Origin of the sequence: Undibacterium sp. Ren11W (genome assembly GCF_049340485.1) — a bacterium.
Classification (GTDB): domain Bacteria; phylum Pseudomonadota; class Gammaproteobacteria; order Burkholderiales; family Burkholderiaceae_D; genus Undibacterium.
This window is the reverse complement of record NZ_JBMPPB010000013.1, coordinates 18070-43289: the sequence shown is the minus strand read 5'-3', so window position 1 is coordinate 43289 and position 25220 is coordinate 18070. Positions and strand designations below refer to the sequence as shown.

Below are 25220 nucleotides of genomic sequence, written 5' to 3'. Positions count from 1 at the left end.
CATTGATCATTTGCTCAAGTTAAATTTTAAGAATAATCCCGGTGGAAGTTTCAAGCCTTCCGTCGACTAAGTGGAAAACATCATGACTACACTCGTCATCGCTGAACACGACAACGCTACCCTCAAAGGTAGTACTTTAAATACCATTACTGCTGCAATTCAATGCGGCGGTGATGTGCATGTATTGGTAGCGGGCTTCAATGCGGCCGCTGCGGCACAAGCGGCATCTCAGATCGTTGGTGTCAGCAAGGTTTTACTGGCTGAGGCGGCCTATTTTGCGGATGGTCTGGCCGAGAATGTTGCGGAGCAGGTGTTGGCAATTGCGCCTACTTATAGCCATATCCTGGCTCCGGCAACCGCTTACGGTAAAAACATTTTGCCACGCGTGGCCGCTAAGCTCGATGTATCGCAAATCTCTGAAATCACCAAGGTAGATTCTCCGGATACGTTTGAGCGTCCTATCTACGCAGGTAACGCGATCGCTACGGTTCAGTCTACGGATGCGACCAAAGTAATCACAGTACGTAGCACAGGTTTTGATGCTGCCGCTACTGGCGGTTCTGCTGTAGTTGAAAGCATTGCTGCGGTTGCTGATGTTGGCAAATCTGCTTTTGTTTCGCGTGAAGTGGCGAAATCGGATCGTCCAGAATTGACTGCCGCCAAAGTCATCGTTTCTGGTGGCCGTGGTATGGGCTCTGGGGAGGCGTTTAAATTGCTTGAGCCATTGGCGGATAAGCTGGGTGCGGCCATGGGCGCATCGCGCGCTGCGGTTGATGCTGGCTATGTGCCAAATGACTGGCAAGTCGGTCAGACTGGCAAGATCGTGGCTCCTCAGTTGTATATCGCAGTCGGTATCTCAGGTGCGATTCAACATTTGGCTGGTATGAAAGACTCAAAAACCATCGTCGCTATCAATAAAGATCCTGAAGCGCCGATTTTCTCGGTGGCGGATTATGGCATCGTCGGCGATCTGTTTGAGATCGTTCCACAACTGATCGCTGAACTGGGTTAATCGAATGCAAAATGGATGTATACATCCGTTTTGCGACACTTAAGATGTAAATGGGACAGGATAGGCAGGTTTGTCGTGTAGCTGACAGAGTTATCTCTGTGCTTCTGACATGATCCTGTTTATCCTGTCCTTTATTTTTTGGAGTTAAGAATGAGCTACGTCGCCCCTTTAAAAGATATGTTGTTCGTCATGAACGAATTGGCAGGTCTCGCTGCTGTGAATGCCTTACCGGGTTGTGAAGATGCCACGCCGGAAACCGTGGAAGCGGTGTTGGAAGAGAATGCAAAATTTACTGGTGAAGTTGTCGCGCCTCTGAACTGGGCTGGCGATCAGGCACCTAGTTACTGGAAGGATGGCCAGGTATTCACGACCAAGGGCTTCAAAGAAGCCTTTAAAATGTTTGCCGACGCGGGTTGGCAGGGTGTGCAGCATCCGGCTGAATTCGGCGGCCAAGGTTTGCCTAAACTGGTGGCGACACCTTGTATAGAAATGCTGAATTCCGCAAACATCTCGTTCGCCTTGTGCCCATTATTGAGTGATGGTGCAATTGAAGCCTTATTAACGGCCGGTAGTGACGCGCAAAAAGCGATTTACCTGGAGAAGTTAATTTCGGGTAAGTGGACGGGCAGTATGAATCTGACTGAACCACAGGCTGGTTCGGACCTGGCGATGGTGCGTAGCCGCGCGGTGCCTCAGGATGACGGTACATATAAAGTATTCGGCACAAAGATTTTTATTACCTACGGCGAACACGATATGACGGAGAATATCGTTCATCTGGTGTTGGCGCGCACCCCGGATGCGCCGGAAGGCGTGAAGGGTATTTCTCTATTCATCGTTCCTAAATTTTTGGTGAATGCAGATGGTACGCTGGGCGAGCGTAATGACGTGCATTGCGTCTCGATCGAGCATAAGCTTGGCATCAAGGCCAGTCCTACTGCTGTGCTGCAATTCGGTGATAACGGTGGTGCCATCGGTACCCTGGTCGGCCAGGAAAATCGTGGGCTGGAATACATGTTCATCATGATGAATGCAGCGCGTTTTGGCGTCGGTATGCAAGGGATCGGCGTGGCTGAGCGCGCGTATCAAAAAGCTGTTGGCTATGCCAAAGATCGCGTGCAGTCGCGTGACCTGGCTGGCTCTGCCGGTCCTGTGACAATTATTCATCATCCGGATGTACGTCGCATGTTGATGTCTATGCGCGCACAGGTTGAGGGCGCGCGTGCCTTGGCCTATGTCGCGGCCTCATTGAGTGATACGGCTCACCACCACACCGATGATGTGACCCGTAAGCTCAGTCAGGCATCGTATGAGTATTTGGTACCTATCGTTAAAGGCTGGTCGACAGAAATGTCTCTGGATGTCACTTCAACTGGCGTGCAAGTACATGGTGGTATGGGGTTCATTGAAGAGACGGGTGCTGCGCAGCATTATCGCGATGCGAAAATTCTCACGATTTACGAAGGAACTACCGCGATTCAGGCGAACGACCTGGTTGGGCGCAAGACTGCGCGCGATGCCGGTGCTACCGCGAAAACCTTGATCGATCAAGTACGTGCAACCGAGGCGGAGTTGGCGAATAGCTCATCGGCTGATTTGCAGGCAATCGGGCGTCAGCTGGCGGCCGGCTCGGTGGCCATGGAAGATGTCGTTAATTTTGTTGTGAATAACTTCAAAGTCGATATCAAAGCTGTGTTTGCCGGTAGCGTGCCTTATCTGAAATTGGCCGGTTTGGTCTTGGGTGGTTGGCAGATGGCGCGTGCAGCCTTGATTGCGGAGCAGAAGTTGCAAGCGGATGACGGTGATGCTCGCTTCTATAAAGCTAAGATCGCCACCGCGCGGTTCTTTGCCGATCATTTGTTGTCAGCTGCGCATGGCCTGCGTTCCTCTATTGTTGATGGCAGCGCAGGCGTGATGGCGATGAGTGAAGATCAGTTCTGATTGATATAGTGGTTATAGCTTTATGGAAAAGCGGCACAAGGAAATTATTCCTTGTGCCGCTTTTTTTGTAGGTTTGAGGTTTTGGTCAAAAAATATAATTAACCATTAACCATTAACCATTAACCGTATGCACCGCCAGTGTAGAGTAGGTCGAAACTACGGGCCAGAACTGCGATTAGTGCCATCGCACCTAATCCTACAGTTAAAACCAAGCTTAGTGCCAGCGGCCAGCTAGTATCGCTTTGCTGCCCTGAGTTTAGATTATATTTTGCATCCCATTTTTCATCGGCTATCAGTCCTAATACTAAAGCTTCCAGTATGCTTGCTAAAAAAGAAAGTACGAAGGGGCTCATGGTTGCCAGCAACGGTAAATTGAAAAAGTGACGACTTAGTATGAGTGATAATGGCAAACTGGCAAGATGTAGCCAACCCCATTTATCGTTAGCACCAGCCAGGTAAAATCGGTGCACTCCTATGCTGCCAAGGATGGATGCTAGAAATGAAGTGATAGCCTTGTTTTTATGTTTTTTTTGCATTGAGATATTTAAAGTGAATTACCGGCTTAAAGTCTTAAGGGAGTCAATAGTAAATAAACTATGCTCGAAACGAATTTTATAGGATATATAGAAAAGCTATTGTGGTAATGGATCAAAAATACGGTTTAGCTAGTTTGTTTAGGCATTTTTTCATCGCTTGGCATCGATATTGTTCATGAAGTTGTTTTTTTATAGCTGGTTTTCTGTGATCTAGGCTACTAAGTGTCTGAAATTTGTGACTATACTTGCAATCGTAGGATGCGCATGAGGATAGTTCTTGCAGATATAGATGAGAGCACGTTATAATTTACGGCTTTTTCCGTCTTTAGACATTTTTTGGAAATATTATGGTCGTTATTCGTTTGGCTCGTGGTGGTGCAAAAAAGCGCCCTTTTTACAATATCGTTGCAACTGATTCCCGTAATCGTCGCGATGGTCGTTTTATTGAACGTATCGGTTTTTACAACCCGGTAGCAACTGGCAATGCTGAGACAGTACGTGTCGCAGCTGATCGCCTGGCATACTGGCAAGGCGTAGGCGCACAATTGTCGCCAGCTGTTGCTCGTTTGGTTGCTCAGTCTAACAAAGCAGCGGCTTAATAGCTTGTCTGTGATGTTGGCTGGAGGATTAGCTAGCGGTGTGGTAAGTGCAAGTGCTCCTGAAGATTTAGTCTTAGTCGGCTATGTCTCGGGGGCATTTGGTCTTCAAGGGTGGGTAAAAGTTAGGCCTTATTCATCTACCGCAGATGCTGTGTTATCTGCTAAGACTTGGTGGCTGGAAAGTCCACAACAAGCTCAATTGCGCGATGTTCAACGTCTGGAATGTAAAATTCATGGCGAGGATGTGGTCGCGAGACTGAGTGGTGTTGCAGATAGAAATGCCGCTGAAGCTTTAAAAGGTACAACGGTCAAGATTTCCCGTAGTCATTTTCCGGTCTTGCCGGAAGGTGAGTTTTACTGGTTGGATTTGATTGGTCTATCGGTCGAGAATCTGCAAGGTGAAAGCCTGGGCGTGGTTCGCGATTTGATGGACAATGGTGCACATCCGATTTTACGTGTCGCGCAGGCCGATGTTCCCGAGAGTGAACTGGCTAAGCACGAACGTCTGATTCCTTTTGTCGATAATTTCGTCAAAGATGTTGATCAGGCGGCGCGTAAGGTGACTGTTGACTGGGGTTTGGATTATTAGTGAGTTGCTTCGAGGGGTAAGTTTTATGAGATCAGCATGCTATGCAGTTTGATGTCATAACACTGTTCCCAGAAATGTTCACTGCCCTGACTCAGTCCGGCATAACGCGACGTGCGTTCGAGCAAAAAAAGTGTGAGTTGGCTTTGTGGAATCCACGTGATTACACAACTGACAAGCATCGCACCGTGGACGACAGGCCGTATGGCGGTGGTCCAGGTATGGTGATGTTAGGCAAGCCCTTGCAATCAGCTATTTTTGCAGCAAAAGAAAGACAGGCGCAGTTGGGTAATACTCCGCCACGCGTGATTTATCTTTCGCCGCAAGGTGGAGCTCTGACGCATCGTCGTGTGATGGATCTGTCGCAACAATCGGGTTTGGTTTTGCTGTGCGGACGTTACGAAGCAGTAGATCAACGTTTGCTTGATCACTATGTCGATGAAGAAATTAGCTTAGGCGATTTTGTTCTCTCTGGTGGCGAGTTGCCTGCCATGGCTTTGATGGATTCTGTAATACGCCAGTTACCTGGAGTCTTGCATGATGAGGACTCAGCGATACAGGATAGTTTTGTGAATGGTCTGCTCGACTGTCCGCATTACACCCGACCGGAAATCTTTGAAGACTTAAGTGTACCTGCTGTATTGATGGGGGGGAACCATGCTGAAATTGAAAAATGGCGGCGTCAACGTTCTCTTCAGGTCAGTCAGCTAAAGCGCCCGGACCTGATTCATCAGGCTCGTGCCGCCGGTTTGCTAAGTAAGGCCGATGAGAAATTTTTAAGTAGTTTGTAGTAAACATCAAGGTTTTGGCTTTGGTGTAAGAGAGTGAACTTCGGTTCGCATGTTAAACCCCATCCTCTACTGAGCTAGCTCGTATTGGCGTCAGCAAGATGGTATTCGGAGTAATAAAAATGGATTTAATCCAAATATTAGAGGCAGAAGAAATTGCTCGCCTCAACAAAAGCATCCCTGATTTCGCACCTGGCGACACAGTCATCGTTGGCGTTAACGTAGTTGAAGGTACACGCAAGCGTACCCAGGCTTACGAAGGCGTTGTGATTTCCCGTCGTAACCGTGGTTTGAATTCAAACTTCATCGTTCGTAAAGTTTCATCTGGCGAAGGCGTTGAGCGTACATTCCAATTGTATTCTCCGCTGATCGCTTCGATTGAAGTTAAGCGTCGCGGTGACGTTCGTCGCGCTAAGTTGTACTACTTGCGTGAACGTTCAGGCAAATCTGCTCGTATTAAAGAGAAATTGCCAACCCGCAAAACAGCAGCGCCAAAAGCATAGTAATATTTGCTTGGTATGTTGGAAAAAGGGATGCCAATGGCGTCCCTTTTTTATTTTATGCAAACAAATGAAAGTTTACGCGTGAAGCTGGCATTTAATCCGGAACAACTGCCTATTATTTCAGTCGCTGGTGAAGCTGCAGTGCCATCCACGCGGCTCACTGCGGAAGGGGTGCGACAACGCTTTGCGGATGCGCCAGTGTGGTTGCCAGAAGTTACCGACGAATATTTGCTGTCCGCAGTTACTAGCTTTAAACCTGCCTCGGTTCTGATTCCTCTGGTAATGCGCGAACAGGGCTTGACTTTGTTGTTGACGCATAGAGCCGCGCATTTACAAAACCATGCAGGACAGATCAGTTTTCCTGGTGGCCGCTATGAAGAATTCGACAATTCGGCGATAGAAACCGCATTGCGCGAAACGCAAGAGGAAATCGGTCTCGATAGGCGTCATGTCGATGTGATCGGTGTATTGCCCAAATACCGTACCGCAACTGGATATGAGATTACGCCAGTGGTGTCCTTACTTCAGCCACCGTTTGAATTAGTGGCCGATCCCTTAGAGGTTGCATCTATTTTTGAAGTGCCATTGTCATTTTTGATGGATGGGCAGAACCATCAGCGCCGGGTTCTGGTCTTAAATGAAAGCGATAGGCGGATTTTCTATTCTATGCCGTATCAACAGCACTTCATCTGGGGGGCTACCGCAGGCATGTTACGAAATCTTTTTCATCTGTTGCGGAGTTAATTGCTCAATATGACCGCAGTATCCGGGAAACACTTGACGAACAGGCTTCATAATCTTGGCAAATCAGTTTACACTTGCCGCAGATACAAAACCATTTCAAGCTGGCAACGATTGAACACGACGACATCATGACTTTTATCTCTATACTTTGCGCTCTGCTGATTGAACAATTGAAACCTTTGCGGGTGGACAATCCTGTCTATTTGCTGATTCAGAATTTGGCGGCAAAGATAGAGGGCTGGTGCAATGCCGGTAAAGAATCGGATGGTCGCATGGGATGGTGGATCTTGGTTGCCTTGCTGACGGTGCCAACTGCCTTAATCTATTGGATCTGCGTACGTATCAATCCGATTGCTGCGTTAGTCTGGAACGTACTGATCGTTTACATGACACTGGGATTTCGACGTTACAGTCATTACTTCACCTCGATACAGCAGGCACTTAGTGCTGGCGATGAGGCCGCCGCCAGAGTATTTTTGGCGGAGTGGACCAATATGGATACCACCGGTATGGACGTGTCGGAAATTTCTCGTTTGACCGTGGAGCGCGCTCTGGTTGGTTCGCATCGCAATGTATTTGGCGTGTTTTTTTGGTTCCTGATGCCAGTTGGCCCAGCGTGCGCGGTGATGTACCGTGTTGCCGAATTTTTGTCCAGAGAGTGGAACGAGCCTGAGCACATGCAAAACGAGGCCTTTGGTGCTTATGCCAATAAGATATTTTTCTATATCGATTGGATACCGGCACGTTTAACCGCAGTGGCGTTTGCCGTGGTCGGGAATTTTGAAGATGCGGTCTATTCATGGCGTAATTATGCCGATCGCTGGCCGAATGAATTGATCGGCATTATTTTGTCTGCCGGCGGCGGGGCATTAGGGGTGCGTTTAGGTGAGCCAGAAACTAAGGCGCTACGCTTATCTGTAGATGCCAGCGCGGTCGACGTGGATAGTCTAGATTTAGAAAGCCAACCCGGTGTCGAGGCCTCACCGCGCTCTTTGCAAAGCGTGGTTGGTCTAGTCTGGCGTGCCTTGCTATTGTGGATGTTACTCTTGCTCTTGCTGGTGTTTTTTCGCATGGCCGTGATGTAAGTCTCAATTCGGTCTCGGGGAGGAGTTTTAGTCCTCCTTTTTCGCTACATACGATGACTCAGGCCAATTTACGTAGTGTATGGTTACTTGAATCAATCAATGCTGCTTAGCATTGTCTACGCAATTCTTTGAACCGCTAATACGTCGTTGCCGGATTAAATTCTGCTTTAGTTAGCGTCGTAACCCATCAATTAATGTGAGATCGAAAGTGCTCGTGCTCCTGTTTTTCAGGATATCTGGTAAACAGGCAATGGCGCTGAAGTTTCTTTTGTCGTTTTTTGCGAATAAGTATTGTTAAGAATTCAATGTTAGCTTACATTTAAGATAATAGTGAATATAACAATTATTTCGTATGCTTAAAGAAATCACCGAAAATCTCTGGCATCTCGAACATCACTTCACGTTAAGAGGTGTACCACTTTCTTCCCGCATGACAGTAATACGGCTTAGCGATGGTCGGCTTTGCCTGCATTCTCCAGTGCCTATCAGTAGCGCTGTTCAACAAAACATAAACCAATTGGGTATTGTTCGTTTTATCCTTGCACCAAGTAAAAAGCATCATAAATTTGTGGCTGAGTGTGCTGCGCTTTTTCCGGATGCCGAAATCTTTGGCGCGCCAGGTCTGATGCAGAAGTGCGCGGACATCGTGGGCTTGCAGGAAATTCCCAGCCACAAGAATCCACCTTGGTGGCCAGAGTTAGAGTGTTTTCTGTTTAATGGTATTCCTTCCATGAACGAGATGGTCTGGTTTCATCGCGGCTCCGCTACCTTAGTTTTATCGGATCTGTGTCAATGGTGGCGTGGTGAGCTTCCGTTTCTGGCAAGCTGCTTTGCCAGCTTTAATGGGGTAAGTAAGCAAATGGCAGTGCCAAATACTGTGCAATTGCGTATTCACGATCATTCTGCCGCACGCCTTAGCGCTGAACGTATTCTTCAATGGCCTTTCACTCGTGTGATTACCGCCCACAACGTGATCATTGAAGAGCATGCTTTCCGTAAGGTGGCACAGGCACTGGGCAGTTTTAGACGGAATTAAACGTTGTGTATGGAGTCGTACAGTGCGAATCTGACGTCGCATAAGTTCTGATAATTTAAAAATGGCATACGCCGCTTGCGCAATCCCCATGCGGGTTTCAAGCCAGATGCCGCCAACCGGCGCATAGCTGCTGCGTGTTGGCGTACCGATAATGATGTCTGATAAGATCTCCATGAAATGATCGTCTGCAATAAACAGTTAACGGAGTGCTCAATGCTAGGAAGGGTGATAAGTGCGGGATCCGGTGCATGTGTAAGACCATTCGTGCGGCTAAAAGATGCCCTGGCGTGGCGCTGGCAACATCTGTCTCGCCTAAGTTCCTATCAGCTTACTTACTGGCACCGGCGCAGACTACGTAATACGGTTTTTATCGGTGTTACCGGTAGTGCGGGCAAGACCACCACCAAGGATTTGATCGCGAGTATTTTGCAAGTGCATCTACTACGTGGCACAAAAAATCCCGACTCTTTGAATTTTCCCGAAGATATGGTAAAAGTCTTGCTGGCCACCAGTAAACGCGATGCCTATTGCGTTATGGAGATCTCCGCGCATGCAGGGCCGGGTATGCTTGATTTGCCGTTGGCTCTGCTTAAGCCTCAGCTTGCGGTCGTCACCAATATCGGTTCCGATCACCTGACTGCCTATCATAGTCGCCAGGGCATTGCCGACGAGAAGGCTCGCTTAGTACGTGCCCTGCCAGCTGATGGGGTTGCCATCTTAAACGCCGATGATCCCCTGGTCTGGGCCATGCACAGTCAGTTTTCCGGACGCTGTCTTAGCTTTGGCGAGAGTGAGGATGCCATGCTTAGAGGTGACACGATCAGCTCGGTGTGGCCAGCCCGACTTACCCTGAATGCGACATGGCAAGGTCAGACCGTGCAGGTGAAAACCCAGCTCTGTGGCAGCCATTGGGCGCCTGCCGTGTTAGCCGCTCTCGCCTGCGGTGTCGCCCTCGGAGCGCCCTTGCAACTGGCGGCCGAGGCGCTAGAGCTGACTGAGCCCTTCGAAGGACGGATGGCGCCAGTGCAGATCAACGGAATACATTTTATTCGCGATGATTGGAAGGCACCGCTCTCCACGGTCGCCCCGGCTTTTGACTTCATGCGCACGGCGCATGCGGCGCGCAAGATTATCGTGATTGGAACGATCTCTGATTACACCGGTGATTCGAGCAAGCGTTACGTAGAAATCGCAAAAGCGGCGTTGGCAATCGCTGCCTGTGTAGTTTTTGTCGGTCCGCGTGCCTCGGCCGCCTTACGCGCCAAGAGTGGTGCCGACGATGCCTTGTATGCGTTTCCGTCCTTACGCGACGCAGCGACGTTCTTGCGCGGCTATTTACAAGCGGATGATCTGGTCCTGCTGAAGGGCTCGCATAAAGCGGATCACATGCAAAGGCTGATAATCGCATTACAAACAGAGTTGCTTTGCTGGCGTGCTGATTGCGGTTATATGCGCTCATGTCAAAGCTGCCAATATCTGCAAGTGCCATCCGGGCCTAAGGCTGCGCCTGAGAATGTGCCTATCGTGACTGCCAAACTGCAAGAGTTCGCTTCCGACTCTGTGCCACAGATCCAAAGCGAGCCGGACATGGGTGTAGTGAGCGTTATAGGATTAGGAAATCCACAGCTAAATTTGGCCGATACGCCACACAATGTTGGGTATCGCGCTCTGGAATGGCTGGCGCAGCAGCGCGGTTGGGAATGGCAAGCCGGATCGGCGCAGACGCTCATTGCTAACGGTGAGGTGCAAGGCTTGCCGGTTCGTCTCATCAAGCTTGCCTGTCCTATGAATGAAGTGGGGCCTTTACTGTGCGCATGGAGCGCAGGTCGAGATTTCGCAGTGGCGCGCAGCATCATCGTGCACGATGATCTGGATTTACCCTTTGCCCAAGTAAGGGCAAAATTGCGCGGCGGAGATGGTGGCCACCGTGGGGTGCGCTCTATCTTGCAAAGTTTTCAGGACGATCGTTTTTTGAGAGTGAAAATTGGGGTCGGGCAGCCGGATCAATATATGCCACTGGCCGATTTTGTACTGACACCGTTTTCGCAAGCGCAACAGCAGCAAATACTTGCAGCACATGCGGCAGCGGCGGATCGGGTACTAGAGTTGATACGCAATTTGAGCACCGCTCAAGCAAAAAATGTAAAGGGAACGTAAATGGCGCAGGGTATTTTCAGTTTAGCTAAAACCGTGTTGCTTACGAACCTAAAGCGCGTGCAGCAAGCAGTGCATTGGCGCACGCGCACGGTCTATGAGTATGGCTTGCATAGTCTGACCCGTTGGCACCGCAAGCAACTTAACCATACCATTTTTGTCGGGATCACCGGTAGCGCCGGTAAAACCACCACCAAGGACTTGATTGCAGGCATTCTGACAAGTCATTTTTCCGATGGCAATCAGACCTCCGGCACCCTCAATACTTCCGAATATACGCCTGCGACCATTTTGGGAACCCGGCGCTCTGATGCATTTTGTGTGGTCGAGATTTCCGGTCACCGGCCGCGAGAAATGGATCTTCCTTTGTCGCTGGTGCGGCCCACAGTCGGCGTGGTGACGAATATCGGTTTTGACCACATCTCGGCATTCAAAACGCGCGAGGCGATCGCTTTAGAAAAGAGTAAGCTGATCCGTGGATTGGGAGTTGATGGGATCGCAGTCTTGAACGCCGATGATGCTTTGGTGATGCAGATGGCTGAGCATTGCGTGGGACGGGTGGTGAGCTTCGGTGTCAGCGCTAGCGCGACGCTCAGAGCCGAACAAATACAGTCGGTCTGGCCAGCACGACTCTCGCTCAAGGTCATTTGGGAAGGCGAAACCGTCACAGTGCATACGCAATTGTGCGGTAAGCATTGGGCACCCGCAGTGTTGGCTGCACTCGCCACTGGGCTTGCCTTGGGTGTGCCTTTGGCTGTGGCAGTCGCGGCAATCGCGGCGGTCTCCCCGTTTGAGGGACGCATGCAGCCAGTGCAGGTTAACGACATCACTTTTATCCGGGATGATTGGAAGGCACCATTTTCTAGCATCGCACCGGCCTGTGATTTTATGCGTGAGGCAAAGGCTGCGCGAAAAATTATCGTGATAGGTACTATTTCAGATTATTTTGGAGATCGTGGCCCACGCTATTTGGAAGCTGCCAGGCTAAGTTTGGCCAGTGCTGACTGCATCATTTTTGTCGGTTCAAATTCATCTGCTGCTTTACGCGCTAAAAAATCGTCTGCGGATAAACTGTTTGCCTTTCCGACCATTCAGGATGCAGAAAATTACCTGGCTACCTATTTAATGGCTGGCGATTTGGTTTTATTAAAAGGGTCAGCCAAGGCAGATCATTTGCAGCGCTTACTACTTGCGCGCACGTCGACGGTGCAATGTTGGCGTTCCGACTGTCATCTGAATCAGTTTTGCCTAGACTGCGGTGCCTTGTACCGCTCGGCGCAAGCGCCGACAAAGCAGGTGTCAGATGCTAGTTCAATGCTAGATTCAGAGAGTGAAAAAATATCGCAATTGACAAGCTCAACTTGGGAAAACACGCCAATCAGCAGCGCCACCAGGATAGTGTTAGGTTTAGGTAATCCCGATCTGAGTCTGCTCGATACGCCACATAATGTCGGTTACCGTGCGCTGGATGTCTTGGCACTAGAGTTGGGGCGCGAATGGCAATCCGGGCCAGATGCTGAAGGGCTAGCCAGTTTTATGTTCGGTGAGTTTCATGGCACGCCAGTCTGTCTATTGAAAATAGCCTGTCCTATGAACCTGATTGGTCCGCATCTCCTCAAACTTTCCGGCGAGCTTGGCTTTCATCCCGTTCAATGCATCTTGCTGCACGATGATCTTGATCTGCCCTTTGGTGTTACACGTATGCGCTTGCGCGGCAGCGATGGTGGGCATAAAGGTGTGCGATCGATACTTCAGGCGTTTCAAGATGATCAATTTTGTCGAGTCAAAATCGGTATTGGCAAAGGGCAGCCGGGTCAGACAGTGGCCGACTATGTATTGACAGCATTTCCTTCCGATCAACAGGCGCAGGTAGCGCAACTCAATCGTGACGCGGCCGATAAAGTGATCGAATTACTACAGAAATAAGACTTAAGGGAAATTGTTCCCGTAAGAAAAGCCCAGCAATTCTCGGGTAGTTTTGTGTAAATACCTAAAAAGCCACTTCAAAGTTTAACCGTAAGCACAGCGCCATCCCCGTTGCCTTTACTAAACGTCAATATGCACTATAGTAACTAAGGTGGATTTGTCGTTTTTCGTGTTTAGCATAAAAAATATTTTGGCTTAGAAGGACACAACATTTACAGGGATGAAAACGGGTAAATAAGCGCATCAAACCGTGGAAAATCTAGAATAAAGGAGATTTATGTTCAGTTTTTAAATTTTTCTTCTAAATTTTGTAGGCGAAAGGCTAAGCTATTTTTGTATTTAGTGGCAGTGCTTAAGGCGCAGCAATAGCATATCTGCGATCGGGTTTTGTATCGAGTCTTCTATAAGATATAATACCCATGTTGTTTGAAAGCTTGGCGCAAGGTTTATCGACCATAATGGTTGCCAAGTTAGTCTTTTCCCGAAGTGAGAGCACGCCGATCACATGGCCGATTCCATCAAAAACAATTCTTTACCGAAGCGCGAGTTTTTCATTCACGGTCTGACCAGTGATGGCAAACAATTTCGTCCCAGCGATTGGGCCGAGCGTCTGTGCGGTGCCATGTCTTGTTTTCGTCCAGATGCCGGCCGCAACGCCCACTTGATGTACTCACCGTATGTCAGGCCTATTTTGCTCAACGGGGTACGCTCGGTGGTCGTCAACGAGGCGATCCGCGAAATCGAGCCTTTGGCTTATCATTTTGTCTTAAGTTTTGCTAAAGATAATGATCTGCAAATCATCGATGCCTGCCTATTACCCGATCCAGCCGAAAAGCCGCTCGCAAAATAATTATTTATAGGACTTACGCAAAATTGTTCCCGCTAGGCGTACCGCCGAAGACAGTACGCGAGTACGACAAGGCGGATACAACGACGCTGGGGCGGTTTTGCGTAAGTCCTAATTCATTAGTATTCAGCTGTAAACGCTTGCATGACTTGCTGCCTTAGCCAGCAGTTGGCCGGGTCATTCTCTACATTCTGATGCCAATACAAATACACATCCCAAGATGGCATAGGTAGCGGTAAGGGCAAAATCTGATTGCCAAATTGCTCATTGGCGATACGTGCATAGCCTTCCGGCATGGTCAACAGCATATCGGTTTGGCTTATCACTCTGCAAGCGGCAAAATAATGCTGACAGCGCAAGCGTATGCGACGTTGCAAACCTAAGCGACTTAACTCAAAATCTTCTAATCCCATGCCCTTGCGGCGTGAACTGGCCAGCACGTGTTCGGCGTTCAGGTAGGTATCTAAATCGAGCTTGCCCTGAATCTGTGGATGGTCGCGCCGCACCAACACCACCGTATCGTCCTGCTTCATCTTTTGGCGGCGTATCTCATGTGGCAGCGGCAGCAACATGTCTATCGCCAGATCGAGCGTGCCAGCCGCCAGTTCACTCAGTAATTCACGTCTTTCAACCTGGATCGCGGCTAGATTTACCAGCGGTGCTTGCCCGCAGATGTTGTGCAGTAGCGGCGGCAGCACGGTAGATTCCAGTACATCACGCAGCGCCAGATTAAATTGATTAGTGGCCGACAGGGCATCGAATTTCCCGGCGTCGCTTAGCGTAACCTCGAGTCCGCGCAATGCCTGGCGTACTGGTTCTATGATATTGCGTGCCAGCGGAGTCGACACCATGGCATGACCTTGCCTGACGAACAGGGCATCGTCAAAGACCAAGCGCAGGCGCGCCAGCGCATGGCTGATGGCTGGTTGGGTCAGATGCAGCTTTTGGCTGGCACGCGTGACGCTGCCTTCGCTGTAAATTGCTTCAAACACCGTGAACAGATTCAGATCGACTTTAGATATATGCATGAAATTAATTAAGTTTAATAATAACTATTCATTTGATCAATTATAGCCTGCGCTTTACACTTGCCTCATTGATGATTTTCAGAGATTAAAAAAATGGCGCAAATTTACCTGGTCCGGCACGGTCAAGCTTCTTTCGGCAGCCAAAATTATGATCAGCTGTCCGATCGTGGTGTCGAACAAGCCGAAATTCTCGGGCGCTGGTGGGCGGCACGCGATTTAAGCTCCACCCGTATTGTCAGCGGTAAAATGCAACGCCATCTGCAAACCGCCCGTGCCTGCATTGCGCAGTTGCAGGGCGTACCAGAGACGCAGTTGAACAGCGACGATTGGCATAGCGATTTTGGCTTCAATGAATACAATCACCACGAGGTGTTGGCCAGGCATGTGCCAGAGTTTGACGATCCGGCAAAAGTGAAACACTTTTTAATGAATACGCCAGACGGCAAGTCGGCCTTTCAAGAGATTTTTTCGCAGGCGATCGCACGCTGGATGTCGGCTAGTTTTGATCACGAATACGCCGAAACCTGGCCTAGTTTTCGGCAGCGCTGTGTGGATGCTTTGCAGCGTCAGATTCAGCATGCCGACCCCGCCAGAAATATCCTCATCTTCACTTCAGGCGGCACCATTTCTGCGCTGTGCCAGCATGTCTTGGGTTTTCCGGATGCGCGTTTTGCCGAGCTCAATTGGTCTTTGGTGAATAGTGGGGTAACCCGCCTGCACTTGCAGCCAGCCCTGTCAGCAGAACAGCCTGCCAAATTGGCCTTGGCCTATTTGAATAATTTTTCGCACCTGGAACAACTCAATCGTTCCGAGCTTATTTCTTACGTGTAGATTTTTTCGTTTTTTCACTGTTCGATTCTTTTACCAGATTAGGAGCACCACATGGATTTTCAGTACAGCCCTAAAGTACTCGCCTTGCGCGCACGTTTGATCGCTTTCATGGATGAACATATCTATCCGAATGAACCGGTATTTTTTGCCGAAATCGAAGCCAATCGCAAGGCTGGAAACGCCTGGATACCGACCAAGATCGTCGAAGAACTCAAGGCCAAAGCGCGCGCCGCCGATCTGTGGAATTTGTTCCTACCCGAGTCAAAACTCGGTGCTGGCCTGACTAATCTTGAATACGCACCGCTCTGCGAAATCATGGGGCGCTCGCTGTGGTCGGCCGAAGTATTTAACTGCTCCGCCCCAGATACCGGGAATATGGAAGTGTTTGCCCGCTACGCCACGCCAGCGTTACAAGAACAATGGCTCAAGCCCTTATTAAATGGCGAGATACGCTCTTGCTTTGCCATGACCGAACCCGAGGTTGCCTCTTCAGACGCCACCAATATCGAAGCCTCGATAGTGCGCGATGGCGACGAATATATCGTCAACGGGCGCAAATGGTGGTCTTCCGGTGCCAATGATCCACGCTGTAAAGTGTTTATTTTCATGGGCAAGAGCGACCCGCAAAATGCCAATCGCCATCAGCAACAATCGATGATCGTGGTGCCACGTGATACTAAGGGTGTCACTATCTTGCGCCATTTGCCGGTGTTCGGTTACGACGATGCGCCGCATGGCCATGGTGAAGTGCTGTTTGAGAATGTAAGGGTGCCGGCATCGAATATTTTACTCGGCGAGGGCCGTGGTTTTGAAATCGCGCAGGGACGTCTGGGACCTGGACGCATCCATCACTGCATGCGCCTGATCGGTCTGGCCGAAAAAGCGCTGGAAGATATGTGCAAGCGCTCGCTCAGTCGGGTCGCTTTTGGCAAGCCGGTGGCCGAGCAGGGTGTCACCTTAGAGCGTATCGCTAATGCACGCATCTTGATTGATCAGACCCGCTTTTTGGTGCTGAACGCGGCGCAGATGATGGACACGGTAGGCAATAAAGCCGCCGCCAAAGAGATCGCCATGATCAAGGTGGCTGCACCGACTATGGCATGCACCGTGATCGACTGGGCGATACAGGCGCATGGCGGAGCCGGTGTCTCTAACGATTTTGGCCTGGCGTATGCCTATGCACAGGCGCGCACCTTGCGCCTGGCAGATGGCCCGGACGAAGTGCATCGCAATCAGATCGGCAAGATGGAGCTGAAAAAATATAAATCGCAGACGCATTAAGTCGTGACCACAGGGGCAGCAGGAGCCGCGCCTGTGGTTTCTGATCGCACAAGCGCCAACTGAAATCGCTACCAGGCCAGTGCGCATATCCTGTGCGGCTTGCAGGCCAGGTATGTCTGGTAAGCCGCATGGAATATGCGCGCTGGCCGGGTCTGTTTTTAATAGGACTTACGCAAAACGACCCCAGCGTCGATGTATCCGCCCTATCGTACATTGGGTACTAAAGTAAGTCTTCGGCGGTACGGTGTAGTCGGGATTTCAGACAATATATTGTCTGCCGACGTAACGGGCATCCCCTACCAGGGATGCTTCCCCCAGCACCAAAGGTTTTACGCCTCACTGGAACAATTTTGCGTAAGTCCTATTGAATAATCAAGGTTTGACAAAACGCCTGGCAAGTTTCTACAATGGCGGCGCTATCATCCACGCCCAGAGGCTGCGCCATCGACCATTCCACTCCCATTATTTTGCAGCTGACCGAGCTAGAGTTTGCTTATCCAGAGCGTCCGCTTTTCAAGGATTTTTCCGCCAGCATCCCAGCCGGCGTGAGCCTGATACGCGGCGGCGATGGTGTCGGTAAAAGTAGTCTGCTGCGTCTGCTGGCGGGCGAATTGCCAGCCCAGCGCGGGCAACTTATTCTCAAGGATATAGCGCTGGAGCAGCAGCCCGAACTCTATCGGCAACAGCTGTTTTACGGCTATCCACAAGCGCTAGCCGCGGCGCACGATCAATGCAGTCCAGACGCCTATTTCACCAGCGTGGCGGCGCGCTATCCTCAGTTTGATAGCGCCTATCTGGCCGAGCTGATAGCTGAGCTGGGCTTGAGCCCGCATATGGGCAAGACCCTGTACATGCTATCGACCGGCGTCAAGCGCAAAGTCTGGCTGGCCGCCGCCTTCGCCTCCGGAGCGGCGCTCACTTTGCTCGACGATCCTTTTGCCGCGCTGGATCAAACTGCTATCCGCGCCGTGCTGCAAATCCTAAACAGCTTTTCCAGCCAAACCCTGCGCGCCATCGTCTACAGCCATTACGAGCAAGCGGCCGGATTGTCATTGGCCAGCGTGATCGATCTTGGCGATTAAAAGTGGAGATCGAACAAGGTATAAAACAAGGTATTAAACAAGGTATGCTCTAACGCGCATATTCCATGCGGGTTTACAGAACATCGTGCCTGTAGCCAGCATGGGATATGCGCGTTGGCGCAGGGGGGCTAAAAATTCTGGTGGCAGTAAGGTAGGGAGGGTGCAAGCCGCATTGTTTTACGAAAATTCATAATGAATGAAATTGGGAAAACCAATGCTCTTTTTTGAGACTTTATTGCATCTGTCGGCATGGCGTTCACCCGTCTTACACGTCTAATTGCCGACAAGTTTAAATACTTTTGACGGTCGAAAAAAACAGCACAGTGCAGCGAGTAATATAAACTGAGCCTCCACCTTTAAGGACACTGTAGAGTTTTCTGACACGTTTATAGAGAGAGGTACTGACTTACACCAATCCATAGAAACTTGAATTGTATGGCTGCCAGAGCTAACACTAAATTTCTCGGTTTTTCTAGAGCTAATGCTCCCGATATTCACACCATCGATGCTTACTTTAAGCGCGCGCGCAAAGCCAAAATAGGCCCAGGGACGCACTATTGTTACTTCAGACATTCTCTACTTCCTTTTTATCGATCTGCTGGGCTTAGCTTAGATTGCCATTTTTAAACAGTATTAAATGCCGAGAAACAGCAATATAAACTATTTTCATTCTACCAATAAAATTGACAGCTTCACAAATATTTTGCAGCAATGTTTTTTGTCTGAATCGAAGTATCCCCTGAAGCCCTAACGCCAAAAAAGAATTTCTGATGGAATATTCCATTCATGTTATTTTGCTTATAATTGTTTAATGTCATCTGCCTGAGACTTTGCTGAGCGATACTGGGAATTGGTCAGCGCACAACGGTCATAAGGTCTCACATTTTTTTGGAATTTTCTATGCTACTTGGTCATTTGCAGCACACCACACTTGCGCTGCCCGCGGCGCTGGAACAGGGCTTGGCGTATTTGCGCACTACCGATTTTAGTCAGATGACGGCTGGTAAGTATCCTATAGCTGGTGAGAATATGTTCGCGCTGGTGCAAGACCCTGTGACGCAAGCCTGGGACACCGGCCTGCCTGAGTTTCATGCGCGCTATCTGGATATTCAGTGTCTGTTGGAGGGCGAAGAGGCTATTGGTTATGCGCCTGCCGATAGCAGTTTGGCGAAGATCACCGATCACTTGGCCGAGCGCGATATTGCCTTTGTGGCGCAGCAAGCCGGCGAGACGCGGCTGCTGATGCGGCCAGGTATGTATGCCATTTTCTTCCCTGGTGAATTGCACCGGCCTTGCCGCGCAGCGGGCTTACCGATGCAGATTAAAAAAGTTGTCATCAAGATTTCGGCTGAGCTCTTGCAGTCTTAATCTTCCACTGAATTATTTTTCCGTATTATTTTTCATAATTATTTTTTCGACTTAAGCACTTTCATTTTTTGGAGTCCTCTCATGAAAAAACTACTCAGTATCGCCATCCTCGCCGCTACTTTGTCTGGCTGCGGCTATAACTCTTTGCAATCGCAAGATGAGGCGGTCAACGCGGCCTGGTCCGAGGTCTTGAATCAATACCAGCGCCGCGCCGATCTGGTGCCCAATCTGGTGAACGTGGTCAAGGGCTATGCCAAGCATGAAGAGGAAGTTTTGTTGGGCGTGACCGAAGCGCGCGCCAAGGTCGGCAGCATGCAGATCACGCCCGAGTTAGCGAAAGACGAAGTGGCCTTGAAAAAATTTCAGGAAGCGCAAGCCGGCATGACATCGGCGCTGTCGCGCTTGATGGTAGTGGCGGAGAAATATCCTGATCTGAAAGCGAATGAGAATTTCCGTGATCTGTCGGCGCAGTTAGAAGGCACAGAAAACCGCATCACGGTCTCGCGCAACCGCTACATCAAGGAAGTGCAAAGCTTTAATACCACGGCACGCTCTTTTCCGACTAACTTGACGGCCAAAATGTTCGGTCTCAACGTTAAGCCTAACTTTAGCGTAGAGAATGAAAAGGCGATTTCTGCGGCACCGAAAGTCGATTTTAATACCGAGAAAAAATAATGCGTCTGCGCGTGTTTGCTCGTTTTTTCGCTAGCTTGCTGGCGCTGCTGGTGTTGCTTGTGGGCTGTGCCGTGAGTGCCAGCGCGCAGGCCGACATCATCGCGGTGCCGCCACTGAGTCAGCGCGTCACTGATCTGACGCAGACCTTAAGTAGCGAACAAATCGGCGCATTGACTACGCAATTGGCTAGTCTGGAGCAAGCCAAGGGCAGCCAACTGGCGGTGCTGATCGTACCCACCACAGGCGACGAGAGCATAGAGCAATTCGGCATACGCGTGGTCGACCTCTGGAAGCTGGGGCGCAAAGGCGTGGATGACGGCGTCCTCTTGCTGGTGGCAAAAAACGACAGAACCGTTCGGATAGAAGTAGGGCGCGGGCTGGAAGGTGCTTTACCCGATGTCACGGCGTTTCGCATCATCCGTGAATTCATTGTTCCGGCTTTTAGTCAGAACGATTTTTCCGGTGGTATCAAGCTCGGTGTAGAAAAAATCAGCAGCGTCATCCAGGGCGAAGCTTTGCCTGCACCGAAAGCCAGTGCCCAGTATGGTACGCGTGGCGCGCAAAGCGGCCTGGAAGAATTTAAGGTACTTGGTTTTCATCCGCTCACTTTGGGCTTGATGCTGTTGGGTGGTTTCATCCTGAGCCAAGTCGCGGGCAACTGGGTGGGGCGTGGCGGTGTCACTGCTGCCGCTGCAGCGGCGGCCTTAGCGACCGGCACGCCGATTTGGCTGGCGCTGGCCTTCGGTGGTGGCATGGCGATCTTGCTGACGATAGTCTCTAGCCGCATCTTTCTGGAAATTCTTAGTCTGTTGATACAAATACGAGGCGGCGGTGGTGGAGGCGGAGGCGGCGGATTTGGCGGCGGTGGTGGTGGTTTTGGTGGCGGTGGCGCCTCGGGAAAATGGTAATGACGCACAAGCACATGACAACGAGTACTCAAACCAGCACGGCAGCTAACACCGCATTTGGGAATCGCTGCGCACGCTATTTTCAGCACCTTAAACCGCATGCCTATCGCTCTCATTTCGATGCAGCGCGCAAGGCCGAGCTTGGGGCACTGATCCAGGCAGCCGAATGCGGTCACCGCGGCGAGATCCGCTTAGTGGTCGAAGCCAAGTTGCCGCTGCGTCTGATTATGCAAAAATGCCGCACCCGCCAGCGCGCGCTAAGCTGGTTCTCGGATCTGCGGGTCTGGGATACCGAAGGTAATACCGGCATCCTCTTGTATCTGCTGTTGGCAGAAAATACGCTGGAGATCGTTGCCGACCGCGGCATCGCCGGGAAAGTCCCGCAAGCACAATGGGACGCCATCTGCCAGCAACTACAGCAAGAACTGGCCGCCGGCCAAGTGCAGCAAGGCATCAAGAGCGCCATCACGCAATTGGGGCAATTGCTGATACAGCATTTTCCTATCGCAGCGGGTGCGGCGAATCCGAATGAGCTCTGTGATGAACCGGTGATAATCGTTTAAGCCTGGCACAACCCAGTGGCACGATAAAAAAATCAAAATTTAAAAATCAAGGCGCATATTCCATGCGCCTTACCAGCCCATTTCGTGCTGCAGGGCGCATGGGGATTGCGCATTCATTTTCGGCGAGACTTGATACCAAACGCCAGACAAATCAGTGTGATAAATAAGCTGGCAAAAAAAAGGATTGCAGCGAGATATGGCTGTCGGCATCTTAGTGAAGTAGCTAAAAGTGAAAACTTGCCGTTGCAGGCCAAAAATGCCAGATCGGTCGAGGAAAAAATCCAAAACAACGCATACATTGCTAACAGAGTGAAACAGGCTGCACTGAATAAATAAACTCTGCTGTTGCGTGTTTTATTTTTCATTCGACGGCGATACACTTCTCGCCCAAAGCAAAACTAGCCTTGTGTATCAGACCGTCGAGCACCTCATAAATACACAGCATTTCTATACTGCCTTTGCCTTCGGGGAAATTGCGTGTGATCAGTTCCAGATCGACGATGATATTGCCCATCACGCTACGGTTCAGCAGTCTGGCGTGCAGATCGGGTTCGCTAAAGCGGCTGCTGATGCGCGCGCGCATGTCGGCGTGGCCGCTGGCTAGTAAGTCGCCGTGCAGCGTGTATTGCCGCGCATCGGCGGCGTAGCACGCCAGCCAGCCGTCTAGATCCTTGGCGTTATACATATCGAGCTGATGTTGTATCAGTGCGGCGGGCGTAAAGGTTTTGCTCATAGTGTCAGGCTCTCGCGTCAAACTTGATTTTCTATCTGCAGCGTATAGCTGCCGCCATGTTCACCGGCCTTGGCGATGATATTGCCCTGACCCCGGATGCCGGAAAAATCGCCGGTGCCGCTGTTGGCGACGATAGTCAAGCTTCCGCCCACGCCTGCTGTGGGCGAGTAGACGCCCTCGTGTTTGAGGACAAAGCTGCCTTGTAAATTCCCTAGCTTGGCGACGACGCGCTCATATCCGCTAAACAGCACATCATCAGCTGGCGTAATCGGGTAGACAAATAGATATTCTAAAGTGCCCAGCCCGTCTAATGCGCCGCTGAAAGTATTGGCGATACTGGCGCGACTTAGTTTGCCTGCCTCTGGCATTTCGTGGAAAGCGGTTTCTGACCAACTTGTGACGCTGAATTGCCAGACTATTTTTTGTGGGAGTGACATAGCGGTTTCCTTAAGGTCTAAGCTGGGCCACAGAGCTCAGCTGGGAATTGTTTTTTTGAGTAGAGAGTGTAGCGTATTTTAGCGAGAAAATATCGCAGGAAACGCTTCGCACATCATCCCCAATTGCACAAAAAGACCAAGCTAAAATCTTCGAAAAAAAACTGTGAAGTGGCAAGCCGCGCGCGGTGTCGGTATTGCAGGGGAGGGGTGCGGTGCAGCAATGCCATGCATTCCAGAAATACGTCTTTAGGATTTTCAAATCATCTGCGCAATATCCATGCGCCTTTCCAGAGCATATTGGCCTGTAAGGCGCATGGATACTGCGCACTTGATTTTTATAAGTTCCCTTTTACAAACCCAGCTCACTTAGACCCGGATGATCATCCGGCCTGCGTCCTTGCGGCCAATGGAATTTGCGTTCGGCTTCGTTGATAGGCAGATCGTTGATACTGGCGAATCGTTTTTGCATCAAGCCGTTTTCGTCGAACTCCCAATTCTCGTTGCCGTAAGAGCGCGTCCAATTACCGTCTAGATCTTTCGACTCGTAAGCAAAGCGCACCGCGATCCGATTGCCCTCGTAGGCCCAGAGCTCCTTGATCAGGCGGTACTCAGTTTCCTGGGCCCATTTGCGGGTCAGAAATTCTACAATTTGATCATGCCCGCGTGGGAACTCAGCGCGGTTGCGCCAAATACTGTCTACCGTGTAGGCCAGCGCTACCTTGGCTGGGTCGCGGTTGTTCCAGCCATCTTCGGCCAGACGTACTTTTTGCAGGGCCGTTTCGCGGGTGAATGGCGGGAACGGCGGACGTGGCGGATGTGGCGGATTTTCTTTGCTCATATTGGCTCCATGTGGTGTGGTGGGGAGGTCTATAAATCTAACACTAATTCTTGTGACTTGGCGCGTGAGACGCAGATGCACATAGCATGCTTTTTCTCTTGGTCACTGAGTACTGCATCGCGGTGTTCTGGCTCGCCGCCCAGCACCTTGACCGTGCAAGTGCCGCAATTGCCGACCTCGCATTCGGCAAAGGCTGGCACGCCGGCCGCACGGACTGCGTCGAGTACGCTTTGATCATGTTTGACCATGATCACTTTTTTGCTGCGTCTGAGTTCTACCCGGATTTCCTGGTCTTGTGCCGAGTGCAGCGCGACAAAGCGTTCATAGCGTAGCCGTTGTTGATCTATGCCTGCCGCCTTGGCGCTTGCCAGTACCGCCGCGATTAAGTTCTCAGGGCCGCAGACGTAAAACAGCGCGTCGGCAGGGGCCTCTCGCATCAGCTGATCTAGGTCTAAGCGCACTCCTTGATCGCCAGGGTACACGTGCATGTTTTGCCCCAGTTCACGCTGCAGCCGATCGCGATACGCCATCTGGGCTATGCTGCGCCCGGCGTAATGCAGACTCAGAGTACGCGCTTGCGCTTTTAATTGTTGTGCCATTGCCTTGATCGGCGTGATGCCTATGCCGCCCGCGATCAATATACTAGGCGCGGTGCTGGTATGCAGAGCAAAGTCATTGCGTGGCTGATCGCAATGCAGGCTCATGCCTAGCTCAAACAAATGATGGACGGCGATTGAGCCGCCACGCCCGTCTGCTTCGCGCAAGACGGCGATCTCGTAGATGTCGCGGTGGGCAGGGTTAGAACTGATTGAGTATTGGCGGGTGGCGCTCTGACCGTCCGCCAGCACGACGGGCACCCGCAAATGCGCACCGGCTTCTACCTTGGGCAAAGCGCTGCCATCGGGACGGCGCAATTCAAAGGCGCGTACCCTAGGTGTTAATTGGCGCACTCCGGTGACGATTAACTCTAAAGGTCCATTGCCTAGACTCTGCGGTTTCACGGCAGGGCTGGTCGCGGGTGTCTGTGGATGTTGATGTAGTTCGGCCAGCTCTTGTTTGAGCAGGCGGTTTTGTTCCAGCATTGCTGCCATCTGTTGCTGCACTTCTTGCGCGCTGAAACGCTGGGTAATGTGTTGCGGGCAGTTCCACTCTAACGCTTCTACCGTGATGATGACGGCGCGCTCGATACGGGCGCGGTAATGGCCCATTTCTAATTGGGCGATGAGTTCAGGCTGCTCGTGTTCGTGGACGATTTTGGCGGTGCCCCAGATTTTAAGGCGACGCCGGTTTGGGTAATCCATCAGGATAATCGAGATGCGACTGGTGGCGTTGAGGTTGCCTACGCTGAGGTATTGGGCATTGCCGGAAAAATCGGCATAGCCCAGGGTTTTTTCATCGAGAGCCTTGAGAAAACCAGCCGGGCCACCGCGGTGCTGCACATACGGCCAGCCATTTTCTGAGATGGTGGCTTGATAGAAACTGTCACGTGCCATGATGAAGTCGGCATCACGTTGTTCTAGAAAATCACGTTTTTCTTCGACCAGTTCAAAACCACGATTCGCCTCACGACTGCCGTACCGGCTCTGTGCGGCTTTAACGCTGGGGGTGAAACTGATATCGGCAAAGGCACGTGACATGGAGAACTCCAAAATATAAATGGCAAAACGCTTGCTCGCTTAGCGGGTGCCTGCCGTATCGGCGCGCACCAGCTAGATCTTA

General features: G+C 50.7%; 26 protein-coding genes. 19 read left to right on the top strand and 7 right to left on the bottom strand.

Annotation, left to right across the window (positions count from 1 at the left end):
* Nucleotides 1-82 precede the first annotated feature (82 nt).
* Complete coding sequence (locus ACO0K8_RS21125) at nucleotides 83-1012, top strand: electron transfer flavoprotein subunit alpha/FixB family protein (protein ID WP_422948632.1); 930 nt, start codon at nucleotides 83-85, stop codon at nucleotides 1010-1012.
* Nucleotides 1013-1162: 150 nt separating this feature from the next.
* Nucleotides 1163-2953 carry an acyl-CoA dehydrogenase gene (locus ACO0K8_RS21120; protein WP_422948631.1) on the top strand — a complete coding sequence of 597 codons (1791 nt, stop codon included), beginning with the start codon at nucleotides 1163-1165 and terminating at the stop codon, nucleotides 2951-2953.
* Nucleotides 2954-3072: 119 nt separating this feature from the next.
* Here ACO0K8_RS21120 and ACO0K8_RS21115 read toward each other — a convergent pair whose 3' ends face one another.
* The gene (locus ACO0K8_RS21115) at nucleotides 3073-3489 is read right to left on the bottom strand and encodes an NINE protein (protein WP_422948630.1); all 417 of its coding nucleotides are present in this window, start codon (nucleotides 3487-3489) and stop codon (nucleotides 3073-3075) included.
* Nucleotides 3490-3836: 347 nt separating this feature from the next.
* Here ACO0K8_RS21115 and rpsP point away from each other — a divergent pair, with 347 nt between their 5' ends.
* The 10 genes from rpsP to ACO0K8_RS21065 all read left to right on the top strand — a co-directional run bounded on the left by rpsP (nucleotide 3837) and on the right by ACO0K8_RS21065 (nucleotide 13760).
* Nucleotides 3837-4088, top strand: coding sequence for a 30S ribosomal protein S16 (rpsP, locus tag ACO0K8_RS21110; protein WP_126128624.1), 252 nt, complete (start codon nucleotides 3837-3839; stop codon nucleotides 4086-4088).
* Between the two features lie 13 nt (nucleotides 4089-4101).
* Nucleotides 4102-4677: a ribosome maturation factor RimM gene (rimM, locus tag ACO0K8_RS21105; protein ID WP_422948629.1), complete on the top strand. Its 576-nt coding sequence runs from the start codon at nucleotides 4102-4104 to the stop codon at nucleotides 4675-4677.
* A 41-nt stretch (nucleotides 4678-4718) separates the two neighbouring features.
* Nucleotides 4719-5465 (top strand): tRNA (guanosine(37)-N1)-methyltransferase TrmD, encoded by a 747-nt coding sequence (trmD, locus tag ACO0K8_RS21100; protein ID WP_422948628.1) that lies wholly within the window; start codon nucleotides 4719-4721, stop codon nucleotides 5463-5465.
* Between the two features lie 119 nt (nucleotides 5466-5584).
* The gene (rplS, locus tag ACO0K8_RS21095) at nucleotides 5585-5965 is read left to right on the top strand and encodes a 50S ribosomal protein L19 (protein ID WP_126128626.1); all 381 of its coding nucleotides are present in this window, start codon (nucleotides 5585-5587) and stop codon (nucleotides 5963-5965) included.
* A gap of 57 nt (nucleotides 5966-6022) precedes the next feature.
* The gene (locus ACO0K8_RS21090) at nucleotides 6023-6709 is read left to right on the top strand and encodes a CoA pyrophosphatase (protein ID WP_422948627.1); all 687 of its coding nucleotides are present in this window, start codon (nucleotides 6023-6025) and stop codon (nucleotides 6707-6709) included.
* A 128-nt stretch (nucleotides 6710-6837) separates the two neighbouring features.
* A complete protein-coding gene (locus ACO0K8_RS21085) occupies nucleotides 6838-7794 on the top strand; it encodes a CobD/CbiB family protein (protein ID WP_422948626.1) in 957 nt (318 codons plus the stop codon).
* Nucleotides 7795-8146: 352 nt separating this feature from the next.
* Nucleotides 8147-8830 carry a DUF4336 domain-containing protein gene (locus tag ACO0K8_RS21080; RefSeq protein WP_422948625.1) on the top strand — a complete coding sequence of 228 codons (684 nt, stop codon included), beginning with the start codon at nucleotides 8147-8149 and terminating at the stop codon, nucleotides 8828-8830.
* A gap of 264 nt (nucleotides 8831-9094) precedes the next feature.
* Nucleotides 9095-10987 carry an aminoacyl-tRNA hydrolase gene (gene pth, locus ACO0K8_RS21075; protein ID WP_422948624.1) on the top strand — a complete coding sequence of 631 codons (1893 nt, stop codon included), beginning with the start codon at nucleotides 9095-9097 and terminating at the stop codon, nucleotides 10985-10987.
* A complete protein-coding gene (gene pth, locus ACO0K8_RS21070) occupies nucleotides 10988-12910 on the top strand; it encodes an aminoacyl-tRNA hydrolase (protein WP_422948623.1) in 1923 nt (640 codons plus the stop codon).
* A gap of 505 nt (nucleotides 12911-13415) precedes the next feature.
* Complete coding sequence (locus ACO0K8_RS21065; RefSeq protein ID WP_422948622.1) at nucleotides 13416-13760, top strand: DUF3579 domain-containing protein; 345 nt, start codon at nucleotides 13416-13418, stop codon at nucleotides 13758-13760.
* Nucleotides 13761-13876: 116 nt separating this feature from the next.
* On the opposite strand, the gene ACO0K8_RS21060 is transcribed toward ACO0K8_RS21065, so the two are convergent.
* Complete coding sequence (locus ACO0K8_RS21060; RefSeq protein WP_422948621.1) at nucleotides 13877-14785, bottom strand: LysR family transcriptional regulator; 909 nt, start codon at nucleotides 14783-14785, stop codon at nucleotides 13877-13879.
* 93 nt (nucleotides 14786-14878) lie between these two features.
* Here ACO0K8_RS21060 and ACO0K8_RS21055 point away from each other — a divergent pair, with 93 nt between their 5' ends.
* The 3 genes from ACO0K8_RS21055 (at nucleotide 14879) to ACO0K8_RS21045 (ending at nucleotide 17979) form a co-directional block, all read left to right on the top strand.
* Entirely contained in the window at nucleotides 14879-15616 is a 738-nt protein-coding gene (locus tag ACO0K8_RS21055) for a histidine phosphatase family protein (RefSeq protein ID WP_422948620.1), read from the top strand.
* Nucleotides 15617-15667: 51 nt separating this feature from the next.
* Entirely contained in the window at nucleotides 15668-16897 is a 1230-nt protein-coding gene (locus ACO0K8_RS21050) for an acyl-CoA dehydrogenase family protein (protein WP_422948619.1), read from the top strand.
* 407 nt (nucleotides 16898-17304) lie between these two features.
* Nucleotides 17305-17979: an ABC transporter ATP-binding protein gene (locus tag ACO0K8_RS21045; protein WP_422948618.1), complete on the top strand. Its 675-nt coding sequence runs from the start codon at nucleotides 17305-17307 to the stop codon at nucleotides 17977-17979.
* 273 nt (nucleotides 17980-18252) lie between these two features.
* Here the strand turns inward: ACO0K8_RS21045 and ACO0K8_RS21040 are convergent, their stop codons facing one another.
* A complete protein-coding gene (locus ACO0K8_RS21040; RefSeq protein WP_422948617.1) occupies nucleotides 18253-18552 on the bottom strand; it encodes a hypothetical protein in 300 nt (99 codons plus the stop codon).
* A gap of 327 nt (nucleotides 18553-18879) precedes the next feature.
* On the opposite strand from ACO0K8_RS21040, the gene ACO0K8_RS21035 reads away from it, so the two are divergent.
* The 4 genes from ACO0K8_RS21035 to ACO0K8_RS21020 all read left to right on the top strand — a co-directional run bounded on the left by ACO0K8_RS21035 (nucleotide 18880) and on the right by ACO0K8_RS21020 (nucleotide 21493).
* A complete protein-coding gene (locus ACO0K8_RS21035) occupies nucleotides 18880-19347 on the top strand; it encodes a YhcH/YjgK/YiaL family protein (RefSeq protein WP_422948616.1) in 468 nt (155 codons plus the stop codon).
* Nucleotides 19348-19428: 81 nt separating this feature from the next.
* A complete protein-coding gene (locus ACO0K8_RS21030) occupies nucleotides 19429-20022 on the top strand; it encodes a LemA family protein (protein WP_126128644.1) in 594 nt (197 codons plus the stop codon).
* On the top strand, nucleotides 20022-20930 hold the full coding sequence (locus tag ACO0K8_RS21025) for a TPM domain-containing protein (protein WP_422948615.1): 909 nt from the start codon (nucleotides 20022-20024) through the stop codon (nucleotides 20928-20930). The genes ACO0K8_RS21030 and ACO0K8_RS21025 overlap by 1 nt, the downstream gene beginning before the upstream one ends.
* Nucleotides 20931-20944: 14 nt before the next feature.
* The gene (locus ACO0K8_RS21020) at nucleotides 20945-21493 is read left to right on the top strand and encodes a TPM domain-containing protein (RefSeq protein ID WP_422948614.1); all 549 of its coding nucleotides are present in this window, start codon (nucleotides 20945-20947) and stop codon (nucleotides 21491-21493) included.
* A gap of 361 nt (nucleotides 21494-21854) precedes the next feature.
* Here the strand turns inward: ACO0K8_RS21020 and ACO0K8_RS21015 are convergent, their stop codons facing one another.
* From ACO0K8_RS21015 to ACO0K8_RS21000, 4 genes are all read right to left on the bottom strand, one after another.
* On the bottom strand, nucleotides 21855-22226 hold the full coding sequence (locus tag ACO0K8_RS21015) for a nuclear transport factor 2 family protein (RefSeq protein WP_422948613.1): 372 nt from the start codon (nucleotides 22224-22226) through the stop codon (nucleotides 21855-21857).
* A gap of 17 nt (nucleotides 22227-22243) precedes the next feature.
* Nucleotides 22244-22663, bottom strand: coding sequence for a DUF3224 domain-containing protein (locus tag ACO0K8_RS21010; RefSeq protein ID WP_422948612.1), 420 nt, complete (start codon nucleotides 22661-22663; stop codon nucleotides 22244-22246).
* 349 nt (nucleotides 22664-23012) lie between these two features.
* On the bottom strand, nucleotides 23013-23501 hold the full coding sequence (locus ACO0K8_RS21005) for a DUF1348 family protein (RefSeq protein ID WP_422948611.1): 489 nt from the start codon (nucleotides 23499-23501) through the stop codon (nucleotides 23013-23015).
* Nucleotides 23502-23530: 29 nt separating this feature from the next.
* A complete protein-coding gene (locus ACO0K8_RS21000; RefSeq protein ID WP_422948610.1) occupies nucleotides 23531-25138 on the bottom strand; it encodes a pyridoxamine 5'-phosphate oxidase family protein in 1608 nt (535 codons plus the stop codon).
* Between the last annotated feature and the right edge of the window lie 82 nt (nucleotides 25139-25220).